This window comes from Fluviicola chungangensis (assembly GCF_007558725.1).
GTDB classification, from domain to species: Bacteria; Bacteroidota; Bacteroidia; order Flavobacteriales_D; family Crocinitomicaceae; genus Fluviicola; species Fluviicola chungangensis.
Genome location: NZ_VLPL01000007.1, coordinates 170,957 through 194,693, shown reverse-complemented (window position 1 = coordinate 194,693; position 23,737 = coordinate 170,957). Strand labels below are relative to the sequence as shown.

18 protein-coding genes, 1 tRNA gene and 1 riboswitch are annotated in these 23,737 nt (G+C 43.9%); of the genes, 5 read left to right on the top strand and 14 right to left on the bottom strand.

Annotated features, from left to right (window positions below):
• Positions 1–18: 18 nt before the first annotated feature.
• The gene (locus FO442_RS14440; protein ID WP_144333911.1) at positions 19–768 is read right to left on the bottom strand and encodes an alpha/beta fold hydrolase; all 750 of its coding nucleotides are present in this window, start codon (positions 766–768) and stop codon (positions 19–21) included.
• A 70-nt stretch (positions 769–838) separates the two neighbouring features.
• Positions 839–2,134 (bottom strand): aminopeptidase P N-terminal domain-containing protein, encoded by a 1,296-nt coding sequence (locus FO442_RS14435; RefSeq protein WP_144333910.1) that lies wholly within the window; start codon positions 2,132–2,134, stop codon positions 839–841.
• A 168-nt stretch (positions 2,135–2,302) separates the two neighbouring features.
• Between FO442_RS14435 and FO442_RS14430 the strand changes: the two genes are divergently transcribed.
• The 3 genes from FO442_RS14430 (at position 2,303) to FO442_RS14420 (ending at position 4,129) form a co-directional block, all read left to right on the top strand.
• Positions 2,303–2,623, top strand: coding sequence for a hypothetical protein (locus FO442_RS14430; RefSeq protein ID WP_144333909.1), 321 nt, complete (start codon positions 2,303–2,305; stop codon positions 2,621–2,623).
• A gap of 135 nt (positions 2,624–2,758) precedes the next feature.
• Positions 2,759–3,400: a hypothetical protein gene (locus FO442_RS14425; RefSeq protein ID WP_144333908.1), complete on the top strand. Its 642-nt coding sequence runs from the start codon at positions 2,759–2,761 to the stop codon at positions 3,398–3,400.
• Positions 3,401–3,457: 57 nt separating this feature from the next.
• Positions 3,458–4,129, top strand: a complete 672-nt coding sequence (locus tag FO442_RS14420; protein ID WP_144333907.1) for a CTP synthase — start codon at positions 3,458–3,460, stop codon at positions 4,127–4,129.
• Here FO442_RS14420 and rnhA read toward each other — a convergent pair.
• The 9 genes from rnhA to FO442_RS14375 form a co-directional block, all read right to left on the bottom strand.
• Entirely contained in the window at positions 4,126–4,599 is a 474-nt protein-coding gene (rnhA, locus tag FO442_RS14415; RefSeq protein WP_144333906.1) for a ribonuclease HI, read from the bottom strand. The two genes, FO442_RS14420 and rnhA, sit on opposite strands and share 4 nt — an antisense overlap.
• Before the next feature lie 409 nt (positions 4,600–5,008).
• Positions 5,009–8,722, bottom strand: a complete 3,714-nt coding sequence (locus FO442_RS14410) for a PKD domain-containing protein (RefSeq protein WP_144333905.1) — start codon at positions 8,720–8,722, stop codon at positions 5,009–5,011.
• A 111-nt stretch (positions 8,723–8,833) separates the two neighbouring features.
• Positions 8,834–11,500, bottom strand: a complete 2,667-nt coding sequence (gene metH, locus FO442_RS14405; RefSeq protein ID WP_144333904.1) for a methionine synthase — start codon at positions 11,498–11,500, stop codon at positions 8,834–8,836.
• A complete protein-coding gene (locus tag FO442_RS14400; RefSeq protein WP_144333903.1) occupies positions 11,497–12,504 on the bottom strand; it encodes a homocysteine S-methyltransferase family protein in 1,008 nt (335 codons plus the stop codon). The genes metH and FO442_RS14400 overlap by 4 nt, the downstream gene beginning before the upstream one ends.
• Before the next feature lie 60 nt (positions 12,505–12,564).
• Positions 12,565–12,677: riboswitch (SAM riboswitch) on the bottom strand.
• 257 nt (positions 12,678–12,934) lie between these two features.
• The gene (locus FO442_RS14395) at positions 12,935–15,406 is read right to left on the bottom strand and encodes a DUF5686 family protein (RefSeq protein WP_144333902.1); all 2,472 of its coding nucleotides are present in this window, start codon (positions 15,404–15,406) and stop codon (positions 12,935–12,937) included.
• Between the two features lie 93 nt (positions 15,407–15,499).
• The gene (locus FO442_RS14390) at positions 15,500–15,718 is read right to left on the bottom strand and encodes a hypothetical protein (protein WP_144333901.1); all 219 of its coding nucleotides are present in this window, start codon (positions 15,716–15,718) and stop codon (positions 15,500–15,502) included.
• Positions 15,719–15,800: 82 nt separating this feature from the next.
• The gene (gene lptC, locus FO442_RS14385) at positions 15,801–16,349 is read right to left on the bottom strand and encodes an LPS export ABC transporter periplasmic protein LptC (protein ID WP_144333900.1); all 549 of its coding nucleotides are present in this window, start codon (positions 16,347–16,349) and stop codon (positions 15,801–15,803) included.
• Positions 16,349–17,704 (bottom strand): hypothetical protein, encoded by a 1,356-nt coding sequence (locus FO442_RS14380; protein ID WP_144333899.1) that lies wholly within the window; start codon positions 17,702–17,704, stop codon positions 16,349–16,351. The genes lptC and FO442_RS14380 overlap by 1 nt, the downstream gene beginning before the upstream one ends.
• On the bottom strand, positions 17,673–18,422 hold the full coding sequence (locus FO442_RS14375) for a type III pantothenate kinase (protein ID WP_144333898.1): 750 nt from the start codon (positions 18,420–18,422) through the stop codon (positions 17,673–17,675). Before FO442_RS14375 ends, FO442_RS14380 begins: the two co-directional genes overlap by 32 nt.
• 92 nt (positions 18,423–18,514) lie before the next feature.
• On the opposite strand from FO442_RS14375, the gene FO442_RS14370 reads away from it, so the two are divergent.
• A tRNA-Phe gene (locus FO442_RS14370) sits at positions 18,515–18,587 on the top strand.
• A gap of 701 nt (positions 18,588–19,288) precedes the next feature.
• On the opposite strand, the gene FO442_RS14365 is transcribed toward FO442_RS14370, so the two are convergent.
• Positions 19,289–20,740, bottom strand: coding sequence for a hypothetical protein (locus FO442_RS14365; protein ID WP_144333897.1), 1,452 nt, complete (start codon positions 20,738–20,740; stop codon positions 19,289–19,291).
• 63 nt (positions 20,741–20,803) lie between these two features.
• The gene (locus FO442_RS14360; protein WP_144333896.1) at positions 20,804–22,267 is read right to left on the bottom strand and encodes a hypothetical protein; all 1,464 of its coding nucleotides are present in this window, start codon (positions 22,265–22,267) and stop codon (positions 20,804–20,806) included.
• A gap of 167 nt (positions 22,268–22,434) precedes the next feature.
• Here FO442_RS14360 and FO442_RS14355 point away from each other — a divergent pair, with 167 nt between their 5' ends.
• Positions 22,435–23,274, top strand: coding sequence for a rhomboid family intramembrane serine protease (locus FO442_RS14355; protein ID WP_144333895.1), 840 nt, complete (start codon positions 22,435–22,437; stop codon positions 23,272–23,274).
• On the opposite strand, the gene FO442_RS14350 is transcribed toward FO442_RS14355, so the two are convergent.
• A complete protein-coding gene (locus FO442_RS14350) occupies positions 23,222–23,728 on the bottom strand; it encodes a SixA phosphatase family protein (RefSeq protein ID WP_144333894.1) in 507 nt (168 codons plus the stop codon). The two genes, FO442_RS14355 and FO442_RS14350, sit on opposite strands and share 53 nt — an antisense overlap.
• Positions 23,729–23,737: the final 9 nt, after the last annotated feature.

Sequence of the window (23,737 nt, the reverse complement as noted above, 5' to 3'; positions counted from 1 at the left end):
TTTTTTACCGAATACCTTTCAAAAAATAGTATTCAACAACTGAATTACTTCCTCCCGGTTTTCCTCATGTGCCATATGTCCTACGTGCGGAAGTGTAATGGATGAGATTTTATTTTGCTTGCAAAAAGCATCCAATTGGGCAACCTGGATCAATTGGTCGTTTTGACCGCTGATAACCGTGAATTTTTCCGGGTTTTTCTCCATGAGATAGGCTAGGTCAAAGCGGTTTTTCATTGCTAAAGACGCCCAGGCTATGGCTTTTGGGTCCATCTGTTCTGCAATTCGAATATAATGTTCGATTGCAGGTTTCATTTTGGATGGATCGTAAAACAGATTCGGAATTGCTTCGCGAATGAAAACAGGGGCTTTGGTAAGTACCAGGTGCGCCACCCGCTCACGGTCCCGTTTCTTTTCTTCCGAATCGCTCCAGGGATGTGAATGGAATAGGACCAGGTGTTCTGATCCCGGATAGAGTTTGAGCAATTCCAATCCCACATATCCGCCCATGGAATGCCCCACGATGATCGGATGCTTCAGTTTTTCATGCCGGATAATTTTTTCCACTTCCTTGGCCATGGATAAAATGGAGGGAACGGCATCGGAGTTGACCGGACTTTTGCCGTGACCGGGCAAATCAATGCAGATTGCCTGAACAGGAAGATGCGGGATTAATTCGTCCCACATGCTGTAATCTTCCATAAAACCATGTAAAAAAACGACAGGACTCCCATTTCCGAAAATCCTGTAATTCAATAATTTTTCATCCATAGATTAAAAATTAGTTCAAACTTTCAAACGTCGTATCAATGATTTAAACTCTTGAACTTTAAAACAGCGTTTATTTTTGATTCATCAACGTTTCTATTTCGTCTGCTTCAATCGGAATATTTCGCATTAGATTAAAAGGTTCTCCGGATGCCTGAACAACCAGGTTGTCTTCAATCCGGATTCCCAATCCTTCTTCGGGAATGTAGATCCCGGGTTCACACGTGAATACCATATTTGCTTGTATCGGCACATTCCACAGACCGACGTCGTGTGTGTCCAGTCCAAGATAATGCGATGTTCCGTGCATAAAGTACTTTTTATATGCCGGCCAGTTCGGGTCCTGGTTTTTAATGTCTGTTTGGTCCAGTAATTTAAGCCCGATTAACTCGGATTCCATCAATCGGCCCACTTCTTTTTGATATTCTGCCAGCATGGTACCCGGAACGAGCATTTTTTCTGCTTGTGATTTTACGCGCAGAACTGCATTGTAAACTTCTTTCTGTCTTGGAGTAAACCGTCCGTTTACGGGAATACTTCGGGACATGTCCGAAGAATAATTTGCATACTCGGCCCCGACATCCAGCAGGATGACATCTCCGTCCTGGCATTGCATGTTGTTTTCGATATAATGCAACACACATGCATTTTTTCCGGAAGCAACGATTGGCGTATAGGCCCAGCCTTTTGAGCGGTTGCGCAAAAACTCATGGGAAAATTCCGCTTCGATCTCGTATTCCCAAACACCTGGTTTTACAAATTCCAGGATCCGACGGAATCCTTTTTCAGTAATGTCACAAGCCGTTTGCATCAGGTCCAGCTCGATTTGCTCCTTAACGGAACGGATCTGGTGCATGATCGGTGCGCTTTTATGTACCTGATGAGCCGGATAATCCTGTTTTACCTGGATAATAAAGCGGTCTTCCCGGGTTTGAACTGTTGTGTCGGCGCGCAAATGCTCATTGGTGTTCAGGTAAATTCCATCCGCTTCAGCCATTAGTTGTTTGAAGATCGTTGGAAATTGCTGCAGCCAGTAAACGGTTTTAATTCCTGAAGTTTCAAATGCCTGTTCTTTATTCAGTTTGGCACCTTCCCAAACAGCAATGTGATCGTTTGTTTCTTTTAAGAAGAGAACTTCATGGTGTGCTTCATTACTTGCATCCGGGAATAAAACCAGGATACTTTCTTCCTGGTCGACACCGGAAAGATAGAATATGTCTCGGTGTTGTGTAAATGGAAGGGTTCCGTCTGCACTTACCGGATAAATATCGTTCGAATTGAAAACAGCCAAGGTGTTTTTTGCCATTTTTGCGGTAAACTTTCTGCGATTTTCAATAAAGAGTTTGTTGTCTATTTGGAAATACTTCATGTTCTTCAATATGTGAGATTGTGAAATTACGAAAAATTCAAAAACGAAAAATTCAAAATTCAAGCTCCGGAATGTTAAGAATGTTCAACTTTTTTAGTTTGATGCAGTAGATCGTAAGTACTTTACGAACTACCGGGTGCAAATTTGTATCATCAAAGTCAAAACAGTATGAAAACAATATTCGACAGCATCTTATTAAACCGCATTCAATTTGAAAGTTCATCCACAGAAGTTCAACTGGATTGTTGCATATATGAAAACGGAAATGCATACGAAAGTCAGATTTTTGTGAGTATGAGTGCGTTCAATCAATTAATGTGTGAATTAAGTGTACGGGGAATTGACCTGAACATCGATGAAAATTTGGATACTATTGTGATCTCTGATACGGAGACGGTTTACTCAATGGACCTTACAACTGATATGGATAAACCTGTTTTCTTACCTTATTATTGCTTCCCGGAACAAAATAAATTGCTAAGAGCGTAGGACAAAAGCAGTTAAAAATAAAGCACGCAAACGGGGCAGATCTGTGAGATTTTCAGAAATATCTTTGGAGTAACAAAAAAAGTTGTATTTTCGAATTGTGTTCCTTGCAACACATTGGTTTGAAAAATGGTATCTATGAAAAAAATTAGTGTACTTTTTGTGTTTGGTTCGGTATTTTTAGCTGGTTGTCCAAAACATGAAATTATTCCGGCACCGACACCAAAGGTGGAACTGGAATCAAGTTTTATCGGTTTAGTAAACGGAAGTCAATTGGAGTTGACACAGAATGTCGATGGATATTACTTAGATGCGACAAAAACTAAATTCATTCAACCGTCGCCTACTCCTTCAACGGCTACTTACTATGCAAATATGAAATCCTCCAACACCTTGGTTTCCATTCGTGTTGGATTAGGTTCCCTTCAATTTGACGGAAGTGCTAACAGCGATCCGAGTCTAACGGCGTTTAACAGCTTCTTTACATCCACTACAACACCTGTGTATGCTACCGGAGCGGTTAACGGTTTTGAAGTAGTGTACCGTGATGGGTCCGGAAATGTTTGGACATCAGATGCAACACAGCCTTCCCAGGATGTTGTTTTCACCGGGATTGTTCAGGAGTCAGATGGTTCAGGTGATTACTCGAAATTCACCTGTACGTTTAACTGTAACGTATATCGAGATGTACCCGATACATCTACCCCTGATCCAACTGATTCGATAACGCTTTCATTACCAATTCAGAATGGAATTCTAAAGGGTTGGTTTAAAAGATAATTGATAATTTAGAGAAGCCATTTGTCAACCGACGGATGGCTTTTTAGTTTATACCTTATGCAGCAACTGAAGATTGGGATTATTGGAGATTTTAATTTTACCTTCAATACACATCATGCGACGAATATGGCATTAGACCATGCAGGTCGTTTCCTGGAAGTGGAGTTGTCTTATTACTGGATTAAGGTGAACGAGATCATCAATATGAAGCCGCAGCAATTGTCAAATTACGACGGCTTTTGGTTTGCTCCGGGACCTTACCTCAATTTATTCTATCTCAACGGAGTCATTGATCTGTTGCTCCAGCAGGAAGCACCCGTTTTCATTACAGGGGAAGGGTATAAAGCATTGATCGATGTCCTGATACACCGCAACAACCTGAGTGCAAACGGAGAGAAATTAATTTCAGACAATCTCGTAGACGGAAATCACTTCGAGCGTGTATATGTTGTTCCGCATTCTTCAGCTTTAATTCACTTATATGAAACCCGAAACCCGGAAGAATTAACAGCTACCCGCTACAGTTTGTATCCTCAACTCATCGGGAGCCTCACTGAAACGGACCTGGATATCGAAGCGTACAACCAGTTTGAAGAACCGGAAATAATCAGTCTGAAGAATCGCCGCTTTTTCCTTGCCTGTGGATTTTGTCCGCAAATCAGTTCTACCCGGGAACTTCCGCATCCGCTGGTTTACACCTTCGTAAAATCCTGTTTTCTGAATAATTAATTTTCGTATTGCTGCACTTCTTCGAAGTACTGATCGATTAACAGGTTGGCCCCCAAAGCAGCTTCTACAGCCAACACATCACAACGTTCATTCTCCGGATGGCCGTTATGTCCTTTCACCCAAATGAATTCGAGTTGGAAGGATTTAGCAACCGCTAAATAACGAAGCCAAAGGTCTTTGTTCTTTTTCTTGGCAAAACCTTTTGCATGCCAGCCATATACCCACCTTTTCTCAATGGCATCGATCACGTATTTGGAATCCGAATAGATTTTAACAGGAATCGTATGGGTTTTTAATTGTTCCAGGGCGCAAACCACTGCAAGTAATTCCATACGATTATTGGTTGTCAGCCGATAGCCCTGCGAAATTTCCTTTACAGATTGCTTGTATTTCAGGATGATACCGAAACCTCCCGGTCCGGGATTCCCCCTGGCTGAACCGTCAGTAAATATGTGAATGTATTCCGACACCAGGCAAAGTTATAAAAATCTGTCATTTTAAAATTTTTAATCAGACCGATATAAAAACGGAGTTTAAGTAAATAGTTGTTAAAAATTCACCATGGTGGATTTTTTAGGATTCCAATAGTTGGAACTGCTGAATGGGGATAAAGTTCTTCTGAATGCTCCATTTCAACCGATAAAGGAATGGTTTTTAATTCGGTAACGCCACATTAACTTTCAAGAAATGTGAGAAATGTAAAAAATTGGATTTTGAATATCACAATTTAATACGCAATTTTGTAATCGAAAAGGAGCTGATATCTTCAGTTTCTGATTCAGTGAATAGTGGTTAGGTTAGGTTAACGAAAAGCGGTCAGCAATGACCGCTTTTTGTTTTTTAACCCATGTCCTATTCAAAAGTTCAACTAAAGATTGTTTATCTGAACAGTTCGACAAATCCTGACTTCTGGATCGGATTGTTGTCTTTTAATATTCCGTTCAATTTATAGAAATAGACACCTTCGCTGCACGGATCTCCGGCTTGTGTTTTTCCGTCCCAGAAGATCGTTCCTGTGACGTTTTTACCTTCGTGTACGACATTTCCCCACCGATTGATAATAACGATGTCAAAACTCTTGAAAATGTCAAATTTGAAAGAGAATACTTCATTCGTTCCATCACCGTTCGGTGTGATGATATTCGGCATTTCAAAATCACCCACCACTGTGAGAATGGTGGTATATGTGTCGAAGCATCCGTTCGGATCCTCAACTGTCAGTGTGACGGAGTAAGACCCCGGAGTATAATAATTGGTGTAGATAGAAGCGCCTGAATTGTTCGTCACCTGCGGATTTGGACTCATATCCCATGTCCAGGTTACAATGCCGTTTGCACTGGTGGACTGGTCGTCCAGTTCAACGGTTGTTCCCAAATCAATCAGGGGTGGGTTCACTACGAAATAAGCATTCAAACCAATGTCAGGGATGGTGATAGGATTCATCGGATAAATGACTTCACAATTGTTGCTGTCGGTAACGGTCAGTGTCGGATTGTATGTGGTGACATCGTGATATGTATGTGAAAAATCGGTCGAGTCGTTGACAGTTGTTCCGTCTCCTAAATTCCAAACAATTGTTTCCAGGAAGCTGGTTGCCCCAATGGTGAAATCCACATCCTGTCCACATCCTCCCGTGTTTTGCGTCCAGGAAGGATTGGCAACCGGGCCGAAGATCGTCAGGTAATCAACATACGTCGTATCGGATGTACAACCGAATTCGTCGGTGATGGAGAGTGTTAAACTATATGTTCCGGGGAATACATAGGTGTTATTCGGATTTTCCAGGACAGATGTTTTTCCGTCTCCGAAGATCCAGCTGTAATTGGAAATATTCCCGTAAGATAGAGAAGCATCCGTTAAGGAAGCAAAAACCGGTGGACATAAGTAATCTCCATTGGCATTGGTAGCGGCCCCGCTGAAAGAATAATTCGGAATGGCTACCGGAGTAGAAACTGTCAATGTTTTGGATAAGGTATCCTTGCAGCCATTGGCATCTGTTACGATCAATACATATCCGTGCGCGAAGCTGGAAGTGGAATTATTTAAACTTTCACTGTAAGCGTGAGAATAATCTGTTCCGGTACTTACCTGTGATCCGTCAACAATCCATTGATAGCTCAAAGGTGCCAAACCAAAGGAGGCATTGGCGGTACTGACATTTTCCTGGTTGCAAACCACGGAATCGATTGTAAACAATGCCGTTGGTTTCGTGATCGAAACGGAAGTGCTTGCCGGCGCGGACACACAGCCAAATTGGTCTGTAGCTACTAAGGTTACAGTAAAGGTTCCTTCTGTGTTGTAAATGTGATTCACCGTTGTACCGACACTGGTCGTAGTCTGGGTGGTGTTATCGTCATTAAAGGTGAACAGGAACGATGCTAAATTGACACCGTTATTTTGCAAAGCTGAACCGTTACTGAATGTGACTAGAAAGGGAGCGCAGCCGGCATTATCGTCCGGGGTGATCTGAGCCTGTGGCAGAGCCAAGGCGACCATCGGACTGAAAGTTGCATCGTCAGCACAACCCACACTATTTGTTGCGGTTAAGGTAATTGTAAAGGTACCGAAGCTGGGGTATGCATAGCTTGGATTCGTGCCGGTAACTGTTTGTCCGTTCCCCATATTCCAGGAATACGTTCCGAAAGGATGGGACGAAGTAGAATTATCCAATAGCGTAACCGGTGAATTCACACAGACACTGTCATTCGATATTCCCGCAATTCCCGCAGTCGTTGTTGAAATATGAATGGTTTGCGTCGTACTGTCCGAACAGCCGGTTGTATAATTATAGATCACCTGTTTGATGGTGTAAGTACCGTAAGTAGAATAGCTATGTGAAGTGGATCCGAGATCCGCATCATCAAAGACCGGATCGTCAAACGTGGTGTTCGTTCCGTCTCCCCAGCGCCAGATCATCAGACAATCATCCGGGATCTTCCCGATAATCGATTGGTCGTTTACTACCACGTTGACCGGTAAACTTGCCGGGTTGCAATACAAGGTCTGAGCAGGAGTAAAGCGGCTGATGGGAGCTTTGATATAAACCGCATCCGGAATGGTTAAGGTATCACTGCATCCACGGAAGGTCACAATCAAGGTCACATCAAAATAACCGGTATCGGAAGAGTATGAATAATCCGGATTCTCCAGTGTAGATGTACCACCGTCACCGAAATCCCAAAAATAGGTGACTTCATCGGATGTATGTGGCGCTAAGATAACGGATTGATTGTGAAAATGGATGGATCTTTTGGCGCATTCAGGAGATACATCCAGGGTGAAATTCACCAAGTCCACTTTTCCGACTTCAATGTAGGCAGGAATGGTTACCGTTCCCTGACATCCGGTTTGAGTGGTAATAGTTAATGATACATCGTAAACTCCAAGGGGATAGGTGTGCGGCGGTGGATTTTGTCCCACAAAAGTTGTCCCGTCACCAAAGGTCCACAACCAGTTTGTAATCGGAATGCTTGCAGAGGAAGTATCTATAAATGTAACTGTAAGCGGATCACAACCCGCTGTATCAGTACTGGTGAACCCGGCAAGCGGCGGAGTTAACGTTACGGCATTCAAACTGACAGACCCGGGACATCCGTTTGCCCCCGTCATGGTAAGAGTTACATTGTAGGTTCCGTTACTGGAATAGGTATGTACCGGTGGATTTTGTCCGTTGAAGGTCGTTCCGTCCCCAAAATTCCATTGGAAATTTGTTCCGCCCGGACTCGTATTGGTAAATGTGACGCCCTGTGGTGCACATCCGGTAGTTGGATTTGCAGTGAAGGACGGTACTGGAGTAGGTAATATCGTGATTTGTTGAGACGTAGATCCGGAGCAGCCGAGACTGGTGTTTTGAGCCGTCAGGTTGATTGTATACGTTCCCGGTGTTGAAAAAACCACAGTGTTATTTTGAGAACTGGAATTGGCCGGTCCACCTGTGAAGGTCCAGCTCCACGAATTGGCGCCGACAGTTGAATTATCTGTAATGGCTACGGGAGTGTTTTGACATGCTGTGGCCGGGGCATTAATTCCCGCCTGGAAATTCGAAATAACGATGGGCTTGACGATAGTGTCCTTGCAACCAAAACTATTTGTTGCAATGAGCGTCACATTGTATGTTCCTGCGGTGGTGTAATTGACTGGGGCCGGGTTTTGAAGGGTCGAGGTTTGACTGTTACCGAAATTCCAGTTGTATGAAACGGCTCCGGTAGTCGTATTTCCGAAATTGACACTAACCGGAAGGCTGCATCCGTTTGCTGTTGTGGTAAAATTCGGTACCGGCTTGGGATTGACTTTTACATAGGCGGATTTTAATTCAAAATCTGCTTGTCCGTTCGAAGCCTGTACGGTCAGTGTTACCGTGTATGTACCGGGAGCACTGTATACATGGTTCGGGTTTTGCTGAGTAGATGCATTCCCGTCACCGAAATCCCACGAATAGGAAGTGATAGGCGAACTTCCGGCCGTAGATTGATTGGTAAAATGAATGCTTTCTTCCAAACAAACAATTAGTGGCGATGCAGTGAATTGTGCGGTTGGTGGTGTTTGAGCTAATCCGAAAGTGGAAAATAGCAGGAAGAAGAGTAGTACGCGCATAATTAAGCTTAGTTTCAAGGTTCACACTATTGTGAGATTAACAGACTTATGTTGTTAATTTATTAACAATTAACTAATTAAATCGTTAAGCTTCCTTGTAAAGATGCTAAATTAATCGATAAGGTTGCTCGAAAGCCAGCGTTTCATCTCATTTAAATCCATCTTTTTTCGGGATGAAATGTTATCTAACTGATCCAGAGTAACTTTACCTAATCCGAAATATTTGGAATCAGGATGGGCAAAATACCATCCGGATACCGAAGCTGCCGGCCACATGGCCAGGGTTTCGGTTAAAGAAACACCACTTAATGCTTCTGCATTCAATAAGCTGAACAAGGTTGGTTTTTCCGTGTGATCGGGACATGCCGGATATCCGGGTGCCGGTCGGATTCCTTTGTATTGCTCGGCAATTAAAGCATCATTGTCCAGGTTTTCATCAAGGGCGTAACCCCATGTTTCGCGTCTTACTTTGGCATGGAGGTACTCCGCAAAGGCTTCTGCCAAACGATCTGCCAGTGCCTTAATCATAATGGAATTGTAGTCATCGTGATCGACCTCAAAACGGGTTACGTGTTCCTCGATCCCATGACCGGCAGTAACGACAAATGCTCCGAGATAATCGATCAGGCCGGTTTCTTTCGGTGCGATGAAATCCGCCAAGGAAAGATTAGGTTGTCCGGCTGCTTTTTTTGTTTGCTGGCGCAGGGAATGCTGAATTCCCAATACGGAAGTACGCTGCTCGTCCGAATAGATTTCGATGTCGTCAGCTATGCTGTTTGCGGGAAAAATACCATAAACCGCTTTGGCCGTCAACCATTTTTCATCTACGATTTGTTTCAGCATATGCTGAGCATCTTCGTACAATTGGGTCGCTTCTTTTCCCACTACCTCATCTTTTAAAATGCGGGGAAACTTTCCGTGGAGTTCCCAGGTTTGGAAGAAAGGTGTCCAGTCGATGTATGGGACCAGTTCGGACAAATCCTGTTGTTCAATGACCTGAACGCCTAGCTGATTGGGTTTTTTTATGGTTTCTGAATTAAATTCGAGCACCAATTTGTTTTTTAAGGCATCGGCATAGCTCAGTACCTGTTTAGCTCCGCGGTGTTTTTCATGGTGTTCTCTCACGCGGGCATAATCCGCACGGATATCTTTGACGAATTGATCTTTTTTGTGCCCGAGCAGCTGTTCAACAACCGTTACGGAACGCGAAGCATCCAGTACATGAACGGTTTGTCCTTTCTGATAATTCTGTTCGATTTTAACGGCAGTATGTACTTTAGATGTGGTTGCTCCGCCGATCAGCAGGGGAATGGAAAGGTTTGCACGTTCCATCTCTTTGGCCATATGAACCATTTCATCCAGGGAAGGAGTGATCAGTCCGCTTAGTCCGATGACGTCTGCGCGCTCGTCAATCGCTGCCTGGATGATCTTTTCGGCAGGTACCATGACACCCAGGTCCACAATTTCATAGTTGTTGCAACTCAATACAACCGATACAATATTCTTTCCGATATCATGCACATCTCCTTTTACGGTTGCCATGATCACTTTTCCTGCAGAACTTGATTTTCCGTCTTTTTCAGCATCAATAAAGGGCAGGAGGTAAGCAACCGCTTTTTTCATGACACGTGCAGATTTCACCACCTGGGGAAGGAACATTTTTCCGCTTCCGAATAAGTCTCCCACGATGTTCATTCCGTCCATCAGCGGACCTTCAATTACCATGATCGGTCGTGGGAACTGGTGCCTGCATTCTTCGACATCTTCATCAATGAAATCGACGATCCCTTTTACCAAGGCATGTGCAAGTCGTTCGTTCACCGGGGCATTTCTCCACTCCAGGGAAACTTCTTTCTTCTTGTCTTCTCCTTTGAAGTTTTCTGCAAAATCCAGCAGGCGTTCCGTTGCATCCTCTCTCCTGTTTAAGAGCACGTCTTCTACGTATTCCAATAATTGCTTGTCAATATCGTCATAGACTTCCAGCATGGATGGGTTCACAATCCCCATGTCCATTCCGTGTTTGATGGCGTGATATAAAAATGCCGAATGCATGGCTTCGCGTACCGGATTATTTCCACGGAAAGAGAAAGAAACATTGGAAACTCCACCTGAGACATGTGCTCCAGGCAGGTTTTCGCGGATCCATTTGGTGGCCCGGAAGAAATCCAAAGCATTGTTGTTGTGTTCTTCCATTCCGGTTGCTACCGGGAAAATATTCGGGTCAAAAATAATGTCTTCCGGAGCGAATTTGACGTGGTCTACCAGGATACGGTAAGAGCGCTCACAAATTTCAATCCGCCGTTCGTAGCTATCCGCTTGTCCTTGCTCATCAAAAGCCATCACTACGGTTGCGGCACCATAACGTTTGATCAGTTTTGCCTGACGAATGAAATTTTCCTCTCCTTCCTTCAATGAAATCGAGTTAACGATTCCCTTTCCTTGAATACACTGCAATCCGGCTTCGATAATTTCCCATTTGGAACTGTCGACCATGATCGGAACGCTTGAAATATCGGGTTCGGCAGCAATCAGGTTCAGGAATTTGACCATGGCTTCTTTTCCATCAATCATCCCTTCATCCATATTGATATCAATTATCTGGGCACCACCTTCTACTTGTTCGCGTGCAACGGATAATGCCGCTTCGTAATCATTTTCTTTGATCATGCGAAGAAAAGCACGAGATCCGGTTACATTGGTCCGTTCACCGATATTGATGAAGTTACTTTCAGGTGTGATGGTAATGGCTTCTAGGCCCGATAAGCGTAAATAATTCATGCGTTTGCTGTTTCGCTGATTTTTCTTGGTGAGTATTTAGCTGCAATTTCAGCCATTTTGCGAATATGGTCCGGAGTCGTTCCGCAACATCCTCCGATAATATTGATTAGTCCTTCCTGAAGGAACTCTTCGATTTGAGATCCCATCATTTCGGGTGTTTCGTCGTACTGACCGAATTCATTGGGCAATCCTGCATTGGGATGGGCACTGATTGCAAATGGTGCCTGGTTGGCCAAAACCTGTAAGTATGGTCGCATTGCATCTGCACCCAAAGCACAGTTCAACCCGATACTCAAAAGGGGCATGTGAGAAACGGAAATAAGGAATGCCTCGGTCGTTTGTCCAGTTAAAGTTCGTCCGCTTTGATCGGTAATGGTTCCGGAGATCATGATCGGGATCTGAATTCCCCGTTCTTCGCTCAATTCATCAATGGCAAACATGGCTGCCTTGGAATTCAGAGTGTCAGTGATCGTTTCTACCAGCAGGAAATCGGCTCCTCCGTCCATCAAACCCCTTGCCTGTTCTTTAAAAGCGACCACTAGTTCATTGAAGGTAATTGCCCTGAATCCGGGATCATTCACGTCCGGAGACATGGACGCCAATTTAGTCGTAGGTCCCATAGAACCAGCTACGAAACGGGGTTTGTCCGGGTTCTTGGCAGTGAATTCATCACAGATTTCGCGTGCAATTTTTGCTCCGTGATAGTTAATGTCGTAAACCGCTTTTTCCAAGTGATAATCTGCCTGGGCAATGCTGGTCGCGCCGAATGTATTGGTTTCAATAATATCGGCTCCGGCCTCCAGGTATTGTGCATGAATTTCTTTGATGACATCCGGACGGGTTAAAACAAGAATATCGTTATCACCTTTTAATTTATATGGATGGTCCTCAAACCAGCCTTTACGGAAATCTTCTTCTTCCAGCTGGTAACGCTGAATCATGGTTCCCATCGCTCCGTCGAGGATAAGAATACGTTCGTTGAGTAATTGCTTGATGTCTTTCATAGCCTTATTATTGCTTTGCAAACTATGAAGTCGGGGAAGTAGTGATAAAAACTACTTGTATACTTATCTTTTCCCGGCAAGATCGCCGGGATCGGATTTGGCACCTTTTCGTTTCGAAACGGCAGGTTGCCAAGGTTTCACAGGGCCTGTCCCTCCACCTTTCTTCATAAGTTATCTCAAAGATCTGGGACAAAGATAGCTAGTAGATTTGGTTTTGACAAGTAGGGAAGTGATTAATCGTGTCTCCTGGTTGAATTCCAATAATGGACAGTCCGAATTCGCAATATCGCGAAAACATAATATCCTGATATCCTATTATGGCAAATTGTGCCCTAAGGTCAGTGATTCCAGGGGAACTAACCTTGAAATTGACCGAATTTTTAGGAATCCGGCAAAAAAATCATCAGTTCAAAAATTAGGAATTCAACCGTTAAAAATTGAACTTCATATTCCGATCATCCAATACCGCAAAGGAAATTTTTCCTGTCCAGCGCGGAGTAATGTGATTTCCATCTGAAAATACTCCATACAGCCCGATCCGCAGCCTTCTTTTTGAAAATTTGAAATTGCGTTCGATTCCTGCCAAAACTTCATAGTGTTTCCAATTATATTCGGCCACATACATCGCTCCGCAACCGAAAACCAACCCGATTCCGGTTTTCTTCATGAAAGGGATTTTATTCATAATTGACCCGTTGTCGTGATGGATGAAATGTGCTTCGATGTAATAATCCCTGGAAGGAAGGGAAGAATCCTGGTCCTGGAATGAGTACAAGGGATTCGAGAACCAAATCGGGTCGCTGCGGCGCTGGTACTTGAAATCGGCATCTTTCAGGTTCTTGGAACTGAGGAATTTTCCCGACTTGACATGGTAGGAAGAGGTTCCGAAGGTTCCTAACTGAAAATTTTGATAAATACCGATCAATCCGTATTCGTGATCCACGTCACTGCCAAATAATTTGGGAATTCCACGCTGATAATAGGCATAAACGGAAGGCCATTTGGAACCCAGCACCACTTTGCGATGTGGTTCGCGCATGTATTTCTGTCCCGGGGTGTATGTCACGGTTATTTCACCCAAAAGTGCCTGGTATCCCTGGAAGGGTTTAAAATCGTCATTGGGAATAACACTGTCCAGGAAGCCCAGTTTTTTATACCCGTTGATGGACCTGCGTTCGGTAAATTCAAAATCAATGTCGACATACAAGCCATTGATATATTCCTGCGTCTGACCGATATTCAGTGATGTGGCTTCAATGAAATTACTTCGTTTATAGATCTGTGTAATGGCATCGTAGGAAACAATGGCATCAAAATCGTGATCAAACCCCATGCGGAGCCGGGCTTGCTTAAAAGGATTGTAGAGGTAATTTCCGTTGATGTTCCCTTTGATGTCGTGATTGAGAAAACCATATGAAATCTCCGTATTGATATCCAGAGTGCGTTGGTCTTCCCATTTCTTGAAATAATTGAAACCCGGTGCAACACGTGGTCCGGCCGGGTAGAGCGGACGTGCGATCGCTGCGAGCGAATTGATAGACCACTGCACTTTTTTCGGACGGTTCCGGTGCTCGACTCCGAACCACACTACTTTCAGAAAAGTTACCTTGTTAAAGACTTTATCAATGGAATCCAGGTATTCTTTCCGGTTCAAAGCGTCATGGATACTGTCTCTTACGATTATGAAGCGTTGTTCTTCCGGTGTGAGGGAAACGGCTCGCTGGTCTTTCCAGAAAGCAGAATCCCGTTCATACGCCTCTTGGGTTGTTACAGCTAATTCGTTGCTGAAAAATTTCGGGGGGAAGTTCGGCTGAAAGTTATAGTTGGAGAATTGGGCAACCGTTTTGCAGGTGGAAGTTTGGTTTTTGTACTTCACACCGTAATCCAACACCTGCTCTTTCAATACGCACATGGAATCGCCGGGCAGATCAAATTCCTGGTGGATGGAAAAATAATCATACATAAAAAGGTTCCCTTTTTCCATCGTCAAATCTAGTTTTTGAACCAGCCAGACAGAGTCAACTACGTAAATATAGCCGGTAAGTGTGGAAGTGGAGCTCATCCGGGGAAGGATCTTGATCTTATGGATCTTTCTTCCGTTTTCTTCATACTGCGCTTCGAGGCGGTAGCGGTAAGACAAGATTCCGGGAGTGGAAATCGGGCTCATCACCGGCGTACTGTGCAGGTCTTCCAGGTAAAGCAGGTTTTCAAAGAAATTGAAATTTGATTTGACGGTAGTGGTATAATACAGTGTTTTATCGTCCCCGCGCAATTCATAAGCATTGCGGATTTCCTTTACCTTATTCGGCGGCGAATAATTACGTGTAACCTGGATTTCTGCGAAATTCATATTCCCTGCCAGTTTGGCCAGTTTCCGTTTCTCTTCCTCAAAAGGATCTGCATCCTGCCGGTCGTTTTTCGAGTCCGATTCTTTTTCCTTCCGATCAATGGATTCGGTTGCTTTGATGTATACATTCGTGGAATGCGGGTAAGCCCACGGATTGATCTTATCCCGTTTTTTGACGACTTCCAGCATGATTTCCCTTCCGGGATTTCCGCGCTTAACGGCAATTTCAATGTCTTCCAGTTCCTTGATCTTAATGGGGAAAAGCTGAATGTCCTTTACTGCGCCTTTGTTGGAAATGACAACATAGGTTTCACGTTCCTGGTAGCCGGTGGCGTTGACAATGACAAAATATTCCCCGTCGAAAAGCTGCAGCGAGAATTTTCCGTTTTCATCGGTTTGTGTTCTTAGGTCCGTATTGTTCTTGATGTATACGTTCGCAAAGGGAATGGGAAGCTTTTTTTCATCCAATACCGTCCCGCTCAAATTCCATTGAGAAAAGGAAAATGCAGGAATGCAAATCAAGTTGAGTAGGCAAATAACCTTCAAAAGCTTCATTTAACCCGGAGTATATTGGTGAAACGAAAATAAGGAAAAGTGGAGTGTGATTAGCTGGAAATTAGTTGAAAGACCGCCCTCGGTGTTGAGCGGTTATTTCTGTTTTTGACTCTCCAGGAAAGCCTGGTGTTTTTCCATGCGCTTTCGCATAAATCTTCTCAGGAAATAAGTTCCTAATGCCATGAAAGCAAAAGCATAATAGACAGCCCAGCTGCTGAAACTTTCTTTCAGGCACATCACGGTGACCATAATAATGATGATAATTCCCATTGCCAGCCAAAATAGCTCCATAATGCGATTATATAGTTTCATGTCTGTTATATATTTAATTTATGATCCACCTCCGAGTAATTTGTGATCCGTAGATCACGTATGCCGAAAGCGGTGCCTTCTCTTATTTTTTAATTGAAATACGACCTTGAGGTTCCAGGAATTCATAATAGGAAAAATCCTGCTTGGCTCGGATTCCTTTCCCGTAAATGAGTTCTGTCGGACTTTTGATCATAACCATTTTGTCCGTAAAGATAAGACTATCTTTTTGATCCCAGTAAAGTGCTTCCGTATACATGGTCTGCTTGCGTGCCGGGTTGTGAAGCTGAACGGAATCCAGGACACGCATCGTTCCCTTGGTTTCGTTGATTTCCCCGTAAAGTCCTGTCAGGATAGATTCCGGATCTCCGTGATCATCGAAGAACTCCACGTGGATGCCTTCTTTGAATTTCGTTACCTGCTCCGGTTTGGAATAAGCTTCCGCTAAAGGAGCATACAATTTGAATTGGGGGAAACCTCCTTCTGTTTGTAATACGTAAAGTTCCTCCGTTTTCTGTTCCGGGTCTGTCGACTTAAACGTAATCTGTTTGATTTCGTCCATATCATTCACGCAGGAAGTCAACACCAGGACACATGCAAAGCACCACTGAAGGAATGTCCGTCCGCCTTTCATTAATCCAGTTTATACTTTTTGAACCATTTTTCGTAAGAAGAGGGTGCAATGATAATTCCAAAATTGAACGAAAAGAAACGTTCTTTCAGGTCCGCTGCATTTCCTGTTGCATTGGAACCATACTGAAAGCTGATGTTCAGGGAAGAATTGGATTTCTGACTTAAGAAAGGAAAACCGAATCCGATTGTTGCCGAAGTTGTTTTCAATTGCCTTCCGTTGACCGTGTTAGGCAATAGACCGTACTGTCCTCCGATGCGGTACTTGATTTTAGTGAAATACTTAATTCCTTTGGCTTTTTTCGTCACATCAACAGTAGGAATGTATTGCAACCCGATTTTGGAGACAAAAGTATTGGTGAATACAGCCGATGAAGCATGGTTGTCAAAATTTTCAGCATAGGACTTCCATTGCATCAGGTCCACTTCCGCAAAGACACCCAGCTGGTATTTCATGCGGTCGGAAAGCTTGGTATCCGGTGAAAAAGTATACCCAGCTCCGATCGTTTGTTTGCTCGGGAATACGATTTTTCCTTTGTTGTTGTCGATGTAACTCACCGTATCGGTATATGAAAGCTGGTTATTCACGTCTGTTGCGTAGAACAGGGAATAATCCCGGTATGCATTAATGGAAATCTGAGGCGTGTAAACAGCAGATAAGAACAATTGTTTGCGTTTGTCAATATCGAGGAAACGCTGGTAGCTTGCACCGAATGAATAATGCAGGGATTTCAGGCGGTATGTTGTCATATCCACACCACCTCCCGGACTGTTAGCATCAAAAACGCTGCTGCGTTGGTTCGTAACCGATCCGAATAAATAGCCCAGGTTGAAACCGATGCTCAGGTAAGATTTGTCATTTTTAATAATAGAATAGGCCAAACCGACAAAAAGCAGGTTCGTGGATCCGTAACCCTTATAGTTGAAGGTAGTGGAATCATCGTAGGCATAGGATCGCTGGCTCAAATCGTATCCTTTTCGGGTGAACGGTTTTAATCCCAATCCGATCCCGAAATATTTTCCCATGGGAATCGCCATGGTAATATTGGAAATGCCGGTTGTCTTCCCCTGAAAGCTTCCGGCATTGCTGGAATAAGTAGAGAATTTGGATGAAACACCCACCGAAAAGAGAGGCTGACCGAAAGAAAGCGTGGAATAACCGGAAGGATTGTACGTGTTAATCAACGTCGAATCAAAACAAATCCCGGAAATAGTTCCCATTCCTCCGTATTGTGCTTCAGGAAGTGTTCCTTCTTCACCGATTCCGGCCGTGCTGTAGGGTGACGATGAGGTGGTTTGTGCCCACAACGGGAAACACGAAATAGTACTAAATACTAGAAGAATGAAATGTTTGGGCATGTAAGAGTGCTATTAATAATCCTTTTAAGGTCAAATTCTCGTCGGCAAATATGCCATATTTATTACCTAATTCAAAATATTGACTGTCGCCACCCGTGAGAAAAATTGTTAATTCGGGATAAAGTCTTCGATATTCTTCGATAAAACCCACCATTTCCAAATGCATTCCGTTCATCACACCGCTCCGCATTGCATCCAGGGTGTTTTTTCCAAGGAAAGGTCCCTGGATCCGGTCTTCGATCAGGGGCAATTTCCCTGTAAACTGGTTCATGGCCCGGTAACGCAATTCAATTCCCGGCGAAATACTTCCGCCTTCATAAATCTTCGGATAACGAACAAAATCATATTTAATACAGGTTCCCACATCAATCACTAACGCATGTTTCTCGGAAATATTGGCTGCCGCAACAGCATTTGCCAATCGGTCTATTCCAAGAGTGTTTGGGGATTCGTAGTTGTTAATTAGCGGAACAGGCAGTTGGTTGTTAAATAAAAGAGCATTCGGGAGTAATCCTTTGATCCATTTGGTGTTCTTATCCGAGCGAACGGAACTGATAATTCCCGGAATATTTTTGTGTTTGATCAAATAAGATTTGAGCTTGTCAAGCTCCTCATTTGAAAAAGCATGAACTTCTTGGATATTAGAATCTTGGAATAATCCGACTTTGATGCGGGTGTTTCCTGCATCTACTACAATTGATTTAATTCCTTGCTCCATCTGCAACAAAGATAGGATTGATTTAGAAAAATTTTCACTTTTTTTTAGGAGGAATGAATTCTATTACTATCTTTGCCCCCACAATTGAGGATGGTGATGTAGCTCAGTTGGTAGAGCAAAGGACTGAAAATCCTTGTGTCGGGGGTTCGATTCCCTCCATCACCACAAAAAGAAAAAAGCATTCAGCGGTAGTTGGATGCTTTTTTCTTTTTGTCACTCTGTACTCGCTCTCACACTCACCCTTTCCGGGCTTTTTTCTTTTTGCAGAGCGGAGTCCCGATAATTATCGGGAGAGAGAAGAGTGTGAGATCCCGGTTCGAAGCTTCAATCCGTTTCCTCCCTCGGAGGGAGGATTAAGGAGGGTGGCAAACCCCAAATCTCCCGCAAGTACCGATTTCATTCAGTTTCCTGAAATTCATAACGGTTAGATTCCCTTTTGCTCGGAGGGCGTTGTATTTCAGGGTTTTTAGTAGTGTTGAATAGGGTGATGAATCAGAAAACAACCGTATTTTGCAATAAATATTGGTACCTATAAAGGTCAATTAACGAACAGGAAATTATACTGCATGGAAGAAAAGAACCCATAATTCGTAATCCGGTATTAGGAATTCATAACGATTATTAACCCACTCTTTACTTCCCCTTAACTCCTTTCCGAAACCCGCACTTTAACTTTGCAGGAACAAATGCAAGCAGAAATCATGAAAGAGTACAAACTAAGAATCATGACCTTTATTGATCGCACCTTTTGGTTGTGGCTGGCAATGGGTTCAGTCATCATCTTTTTGCGCTTTAGATAGGAGAATGATTCTGCTTCTCAAAATGTAACCGGTTCAACGCTGTCCGATCGGGGAGGAATTCGAAATTCACGGAATCAATTTGCCCAGCGTCAACTCAAACATCACCTTGAACGAATACGCCCGCGTTCTTGCCCCATGGCCCGGATCTCCCGTCAATCCATTCCGGGATTCGTTCGGTGTCGTAAAATCCACTGTATAATCCGTTGTTTGGGGAAGGGCGCAACCGAATTCGAAAGCCAGGGCAAGCCGTTTTCCATTTTTCAAAGTGTAATTCCCGCCAATCGAACTCACCAATCGGTCATAGGAAGAAGATTGAATAACCTGTCTCGCAAATTCATACACCGTATACCGGTTGTAATTGAAATCCGTATGAGAACCCAGTTGTAAACTGAATTGTTCGCTCAGTTGAAGATCTAGTCCCGCTCCGATATTCGTAACCGGCCTGTATGCCTCGCCGTATGATAGGAATTCCTGCCCTCCAAAGATAGAAGTGATCAGGGAATCATTCAGGAATTCAGGATAATGCTCAGTCTTCTTCGTATCATTGTGAATGAGGTAATACTTCCGGGCAAAAAACGTTTCGGCACTTACGTGAAACCAGCATTTCGTTCCCAATTGCGCACTGACGCCCAGACTGACCGAAGGAGCACTCCGGTGTCGGACCTTACTTTTACGTGCCCTCGAGATCACAGCAATATCAACCGGGAGGATATCGTCCATATTCAGTGTCGAAAATTCCCGGTAAAAATTCCCCTTCCCCAAAATATTGATTGACGGGAGGATAGCAGTCAAACCTACCCGGAATTTCGGATAATGAAGCAGGACAGAAGGCTTGAAAATCGCTTTGATGTCCCAAAAATTAAACGACATAGTGGAAGCAAAGCGAGTTACCTCGGAAGAGGAAGTATCAGGCGGAAGGACCGTGATCGAATACGCATTGTAATACTTTGTGCTTTTGTAAACACCCATGTGTGACATACCGAAAGCCAGGTGAGGACTTGCTTCATAAGAAACGGCAATCCCGGCCCAGTATTCCCCATTGTGAATTTCATATGCATAGGAGGAAACGAACGTTTCGTCGCCCGGTAGATCAATCGCATCGTAATTCCCGGAGTTGTATAAATCCAGTTTGTTGTTAAACACATTCTTCGACAATACATTGTAGCCCAAACGCCACCGGGGATGTTTTTTAAGTACAAGAACTCCGGCCATCATATTGGGAACGGTCGCGTAATCGGTACTTTCCAGGTTTTGGCCCGGACCGAGCGCATTTCTCTGATCGTAAGTACGGTATTGATACGCGTTAATTGAAAAAGAAAGACTGGGGTTTTTGACCAATGACATTGCTGCAGCGTTGTAGTAAACCATTGAATGATCATCCTGGCCGGAAATGACAGCACCTCCCAAAGCCGTCGCTTTGATCCCGAACTGGTCGGTCCAGTAATGATTGTCCTGCGCGAGTAAAACAAGACTTAACGGGCTCATAAACAGAAGTAATAAGATGTTCTTCAGGTTCATGTTTCGAATTTATAAAGAATAATTGCGAATACCGAATCCATCTATTCATCATTCGTTATTCCCTCACTTAAGCTCTTTCAATAATTTCCCCAAAGTCAATTCAACCATGAGCCGGTAAGAGTAGGCTTGCGTTCGCACTCCGGTGCTCCCATCTCCCATTAGACCGTTTCTGGCAGCATTGGGAGAAGTGAAATCAATGACGTAATCCGTTGTTTTGGGAAGGGCAAAACCAAATTCGAATACGATGGAGGCTCGTTTTCCCCCTTTTAGATCGAGGTTTCCTCCCAAAGCAAATACCAGGCGATTGTATTGGGAAGACTGAATATGTTGCCTGGTGAACAGGTAAGACGGGTTCCGGTTGTAATTGAAATCCGTATGTCCGCCGAATTGAAAAGCCGCCCTTTCTGTTACTTGGACATCAATTCCGATACCGATATTCGTGACAGGCCGAGCACTTTCACCGTAAGCAAGGAACTTTTGTCCGCCAAATAATGCTTCAATGATGGAATCACTGATGAATTGAGGATAGCGTTCGGCTGTCGTCGGATCGTCATGGACCAGGTAATACTTTTGCCGAAGGAAGGACTCAGCGGTAATATTCAGCCAGATTTTCTCACTCAACCGGGTGCTGATTCCCAGGCTGAATGAAGCCGGATTTTTTACCCGGACCTTGTTCCTGGTCGATTTGGATGCAATCGAAATATCGAAAGGAAGTATGCCTTCACCGTCCAGGTTGAGCGTATAGAATTCCCTGAAGAATGTTCCTTTCCCTACGATATTAAAAGTCGGAAGCGTTGCTGCAAACCCGATCCTGAATTTGGGGTAATGCAGTAAAACGGAAGGTTTGAACATGGCTTTTACATCCCAGTAATTAAATGAAATATTGGATGAAAACCGCGTGTCCTGGGATGAAGAAGTGTCCTGGGGAAGGATCGTGACCGAATAATCATTGTAATACCGGACTCCCTTAAAACTGCCCATGTGCGTTAGCCCCACTGACAGGTTCTGGGAAATATCGTAGGAAATCCCGAAACCTACCCAATATTCAATATTGCGAATTTCCTGGGCATACTTTGAAATATACTTTTCTGATCCCGGGGCGTCAATGGCATCATATGTTCCGGAATGGAAGGAATTCAATTTACTGTTGTGGACGTTTTTTGATAAAAGCATGTATCCGACATGCCATTTGGGAAATTTTTTCGGGATCATGATTCCTGCAATCATGTTCGGAACAACGGAAAATTCAGTGCTTTGAATATCCTGTGCCGGACCCAGCGCATTTTGTTGCTTGAATTTCCTGATTTGGTAGGCGTTCATAGCGAATGAAAGTGCTCTTTTCTCAACCAGGGTCATGGCAGCAGCGTTGTAGTAAACCATCGAGTAATCATCCAGGCCACCGACTGCCGCTCCACCCAATGCAGTTGCTTTGATCCCGAATTGGTCGTTCCAGTAATGATTGTCCTGACCGGATGATAAAAATGGCAATAGACTTAATACAAGAAACAGTGAAGTGTTTTTTCCCATCTTTCTAAAATACAAATTACGTCCCGATAGCTGCCAGGGTCAAAATAACGAATCACTGAACTTTTAAACCTTTTTAACTATTGAGTTCCCGTTGATTAGGAATTATCCTCATACGTGTCAATCTGTCAGGCTTTTATTTCCGGTTTGCTTTTTGACGGACGCCTTTCGTGAGAACACAAACGAAAACAAGAAGAAGCACTGCTTCTGATGAACGGGCCGCTGAAGCGCTGATTTATCCGCTGCTTTTAGTGCTCTTTTGCTGGGCGATCTGGCTCCTCGAATCGACTTCCGGGGGCAGTGATTTGGTGCAATGGGGCATCCGTCCGCGCCAGTGGAGCAGTTGGAAAGGACTGTTTTTCATGCCATTATTACATGATCCGTCCAGTGTGAAACATGTATTGAATAATTCGCTTCCTACTTTCCTGTTGCTGGCAGCTGTGATTTATTATTACCGGGAAATTGCACTGAAGGTATTCCTCATTTCCTGGCTGGGAACCGGGCTGATCGTTTGGTGGATTGCACAAGACAATGGAGCGTACCACATCGGAATGAGCGGTGTGATTTATGCCCTTTTCGGTTTTCTGTTTATTTCCGGTTTTTTTCGCAGGGTGAAGGCCTTGCAGGGAATTTCCCTGGCGGTTATTTTCGTTTATGGAAGCATGATCTGGGGAATCTTCCCGACGGAACCGTCTATTTCGTGGGAAGGCCATTTTGGTGGGTTTGTTGTCGGGGCAGGTTTGGCGGTGGCATTTAGAAAGCGCGGACCTGTGAGACCGAAATACCAGTACGAAGTAGAAAAAGAATTGGGAATTGAACCGCCCGACCTGGAAGGAATGTGGCGAAGAAATCAGGAGGAAATTGCATACCGTCACTATTTGGAACAGCTATACCGTGAACAGGAAAGGGAATACGGGCCTCATCCCCCGGTGCAGATCATTTATCACATCAATCCACTCAGGAAACAACCGGGTGCGGAAGAAAAACCTCAGGACGATACTGAAAAATAATCCCGGCCGTTCCTTCACTTAAATAATCCCAGGATTCGAATGGGATGGCAAACGAAACCATTTCCGAAGTACGGAGAGAGATCAGTTCCCCCGAAAGATAACAGGCTAGCCGGGAAATACCGTCATTGTGTCCCACCACTGTAATCACCTGCTCATTCTTACCGTGGGCAATGATCACACGGATCATCTCGTTGTACGAAGCATCGTAAAGCTCTTTGGTAAGCACGAAATTGCAGCGCTCCGTAAGGTGTTGACAGATAATGGACTGGGTTTGCTGAGTTCGGACAGCACTGGAGCAGATTATCTTCCCAAGCGAAATGTGGTGTGACTGCAAATAATTACCGAGAATATTTGCCTGCGAGATCCCCTTATCAAGAAGTTCCCGTTCGAAATCACGCCCGGTTGGCGATATTTGCTGGGTTTTAGCGTGCCGTATCAGATTTAATGTCAACATTTTTTCTTA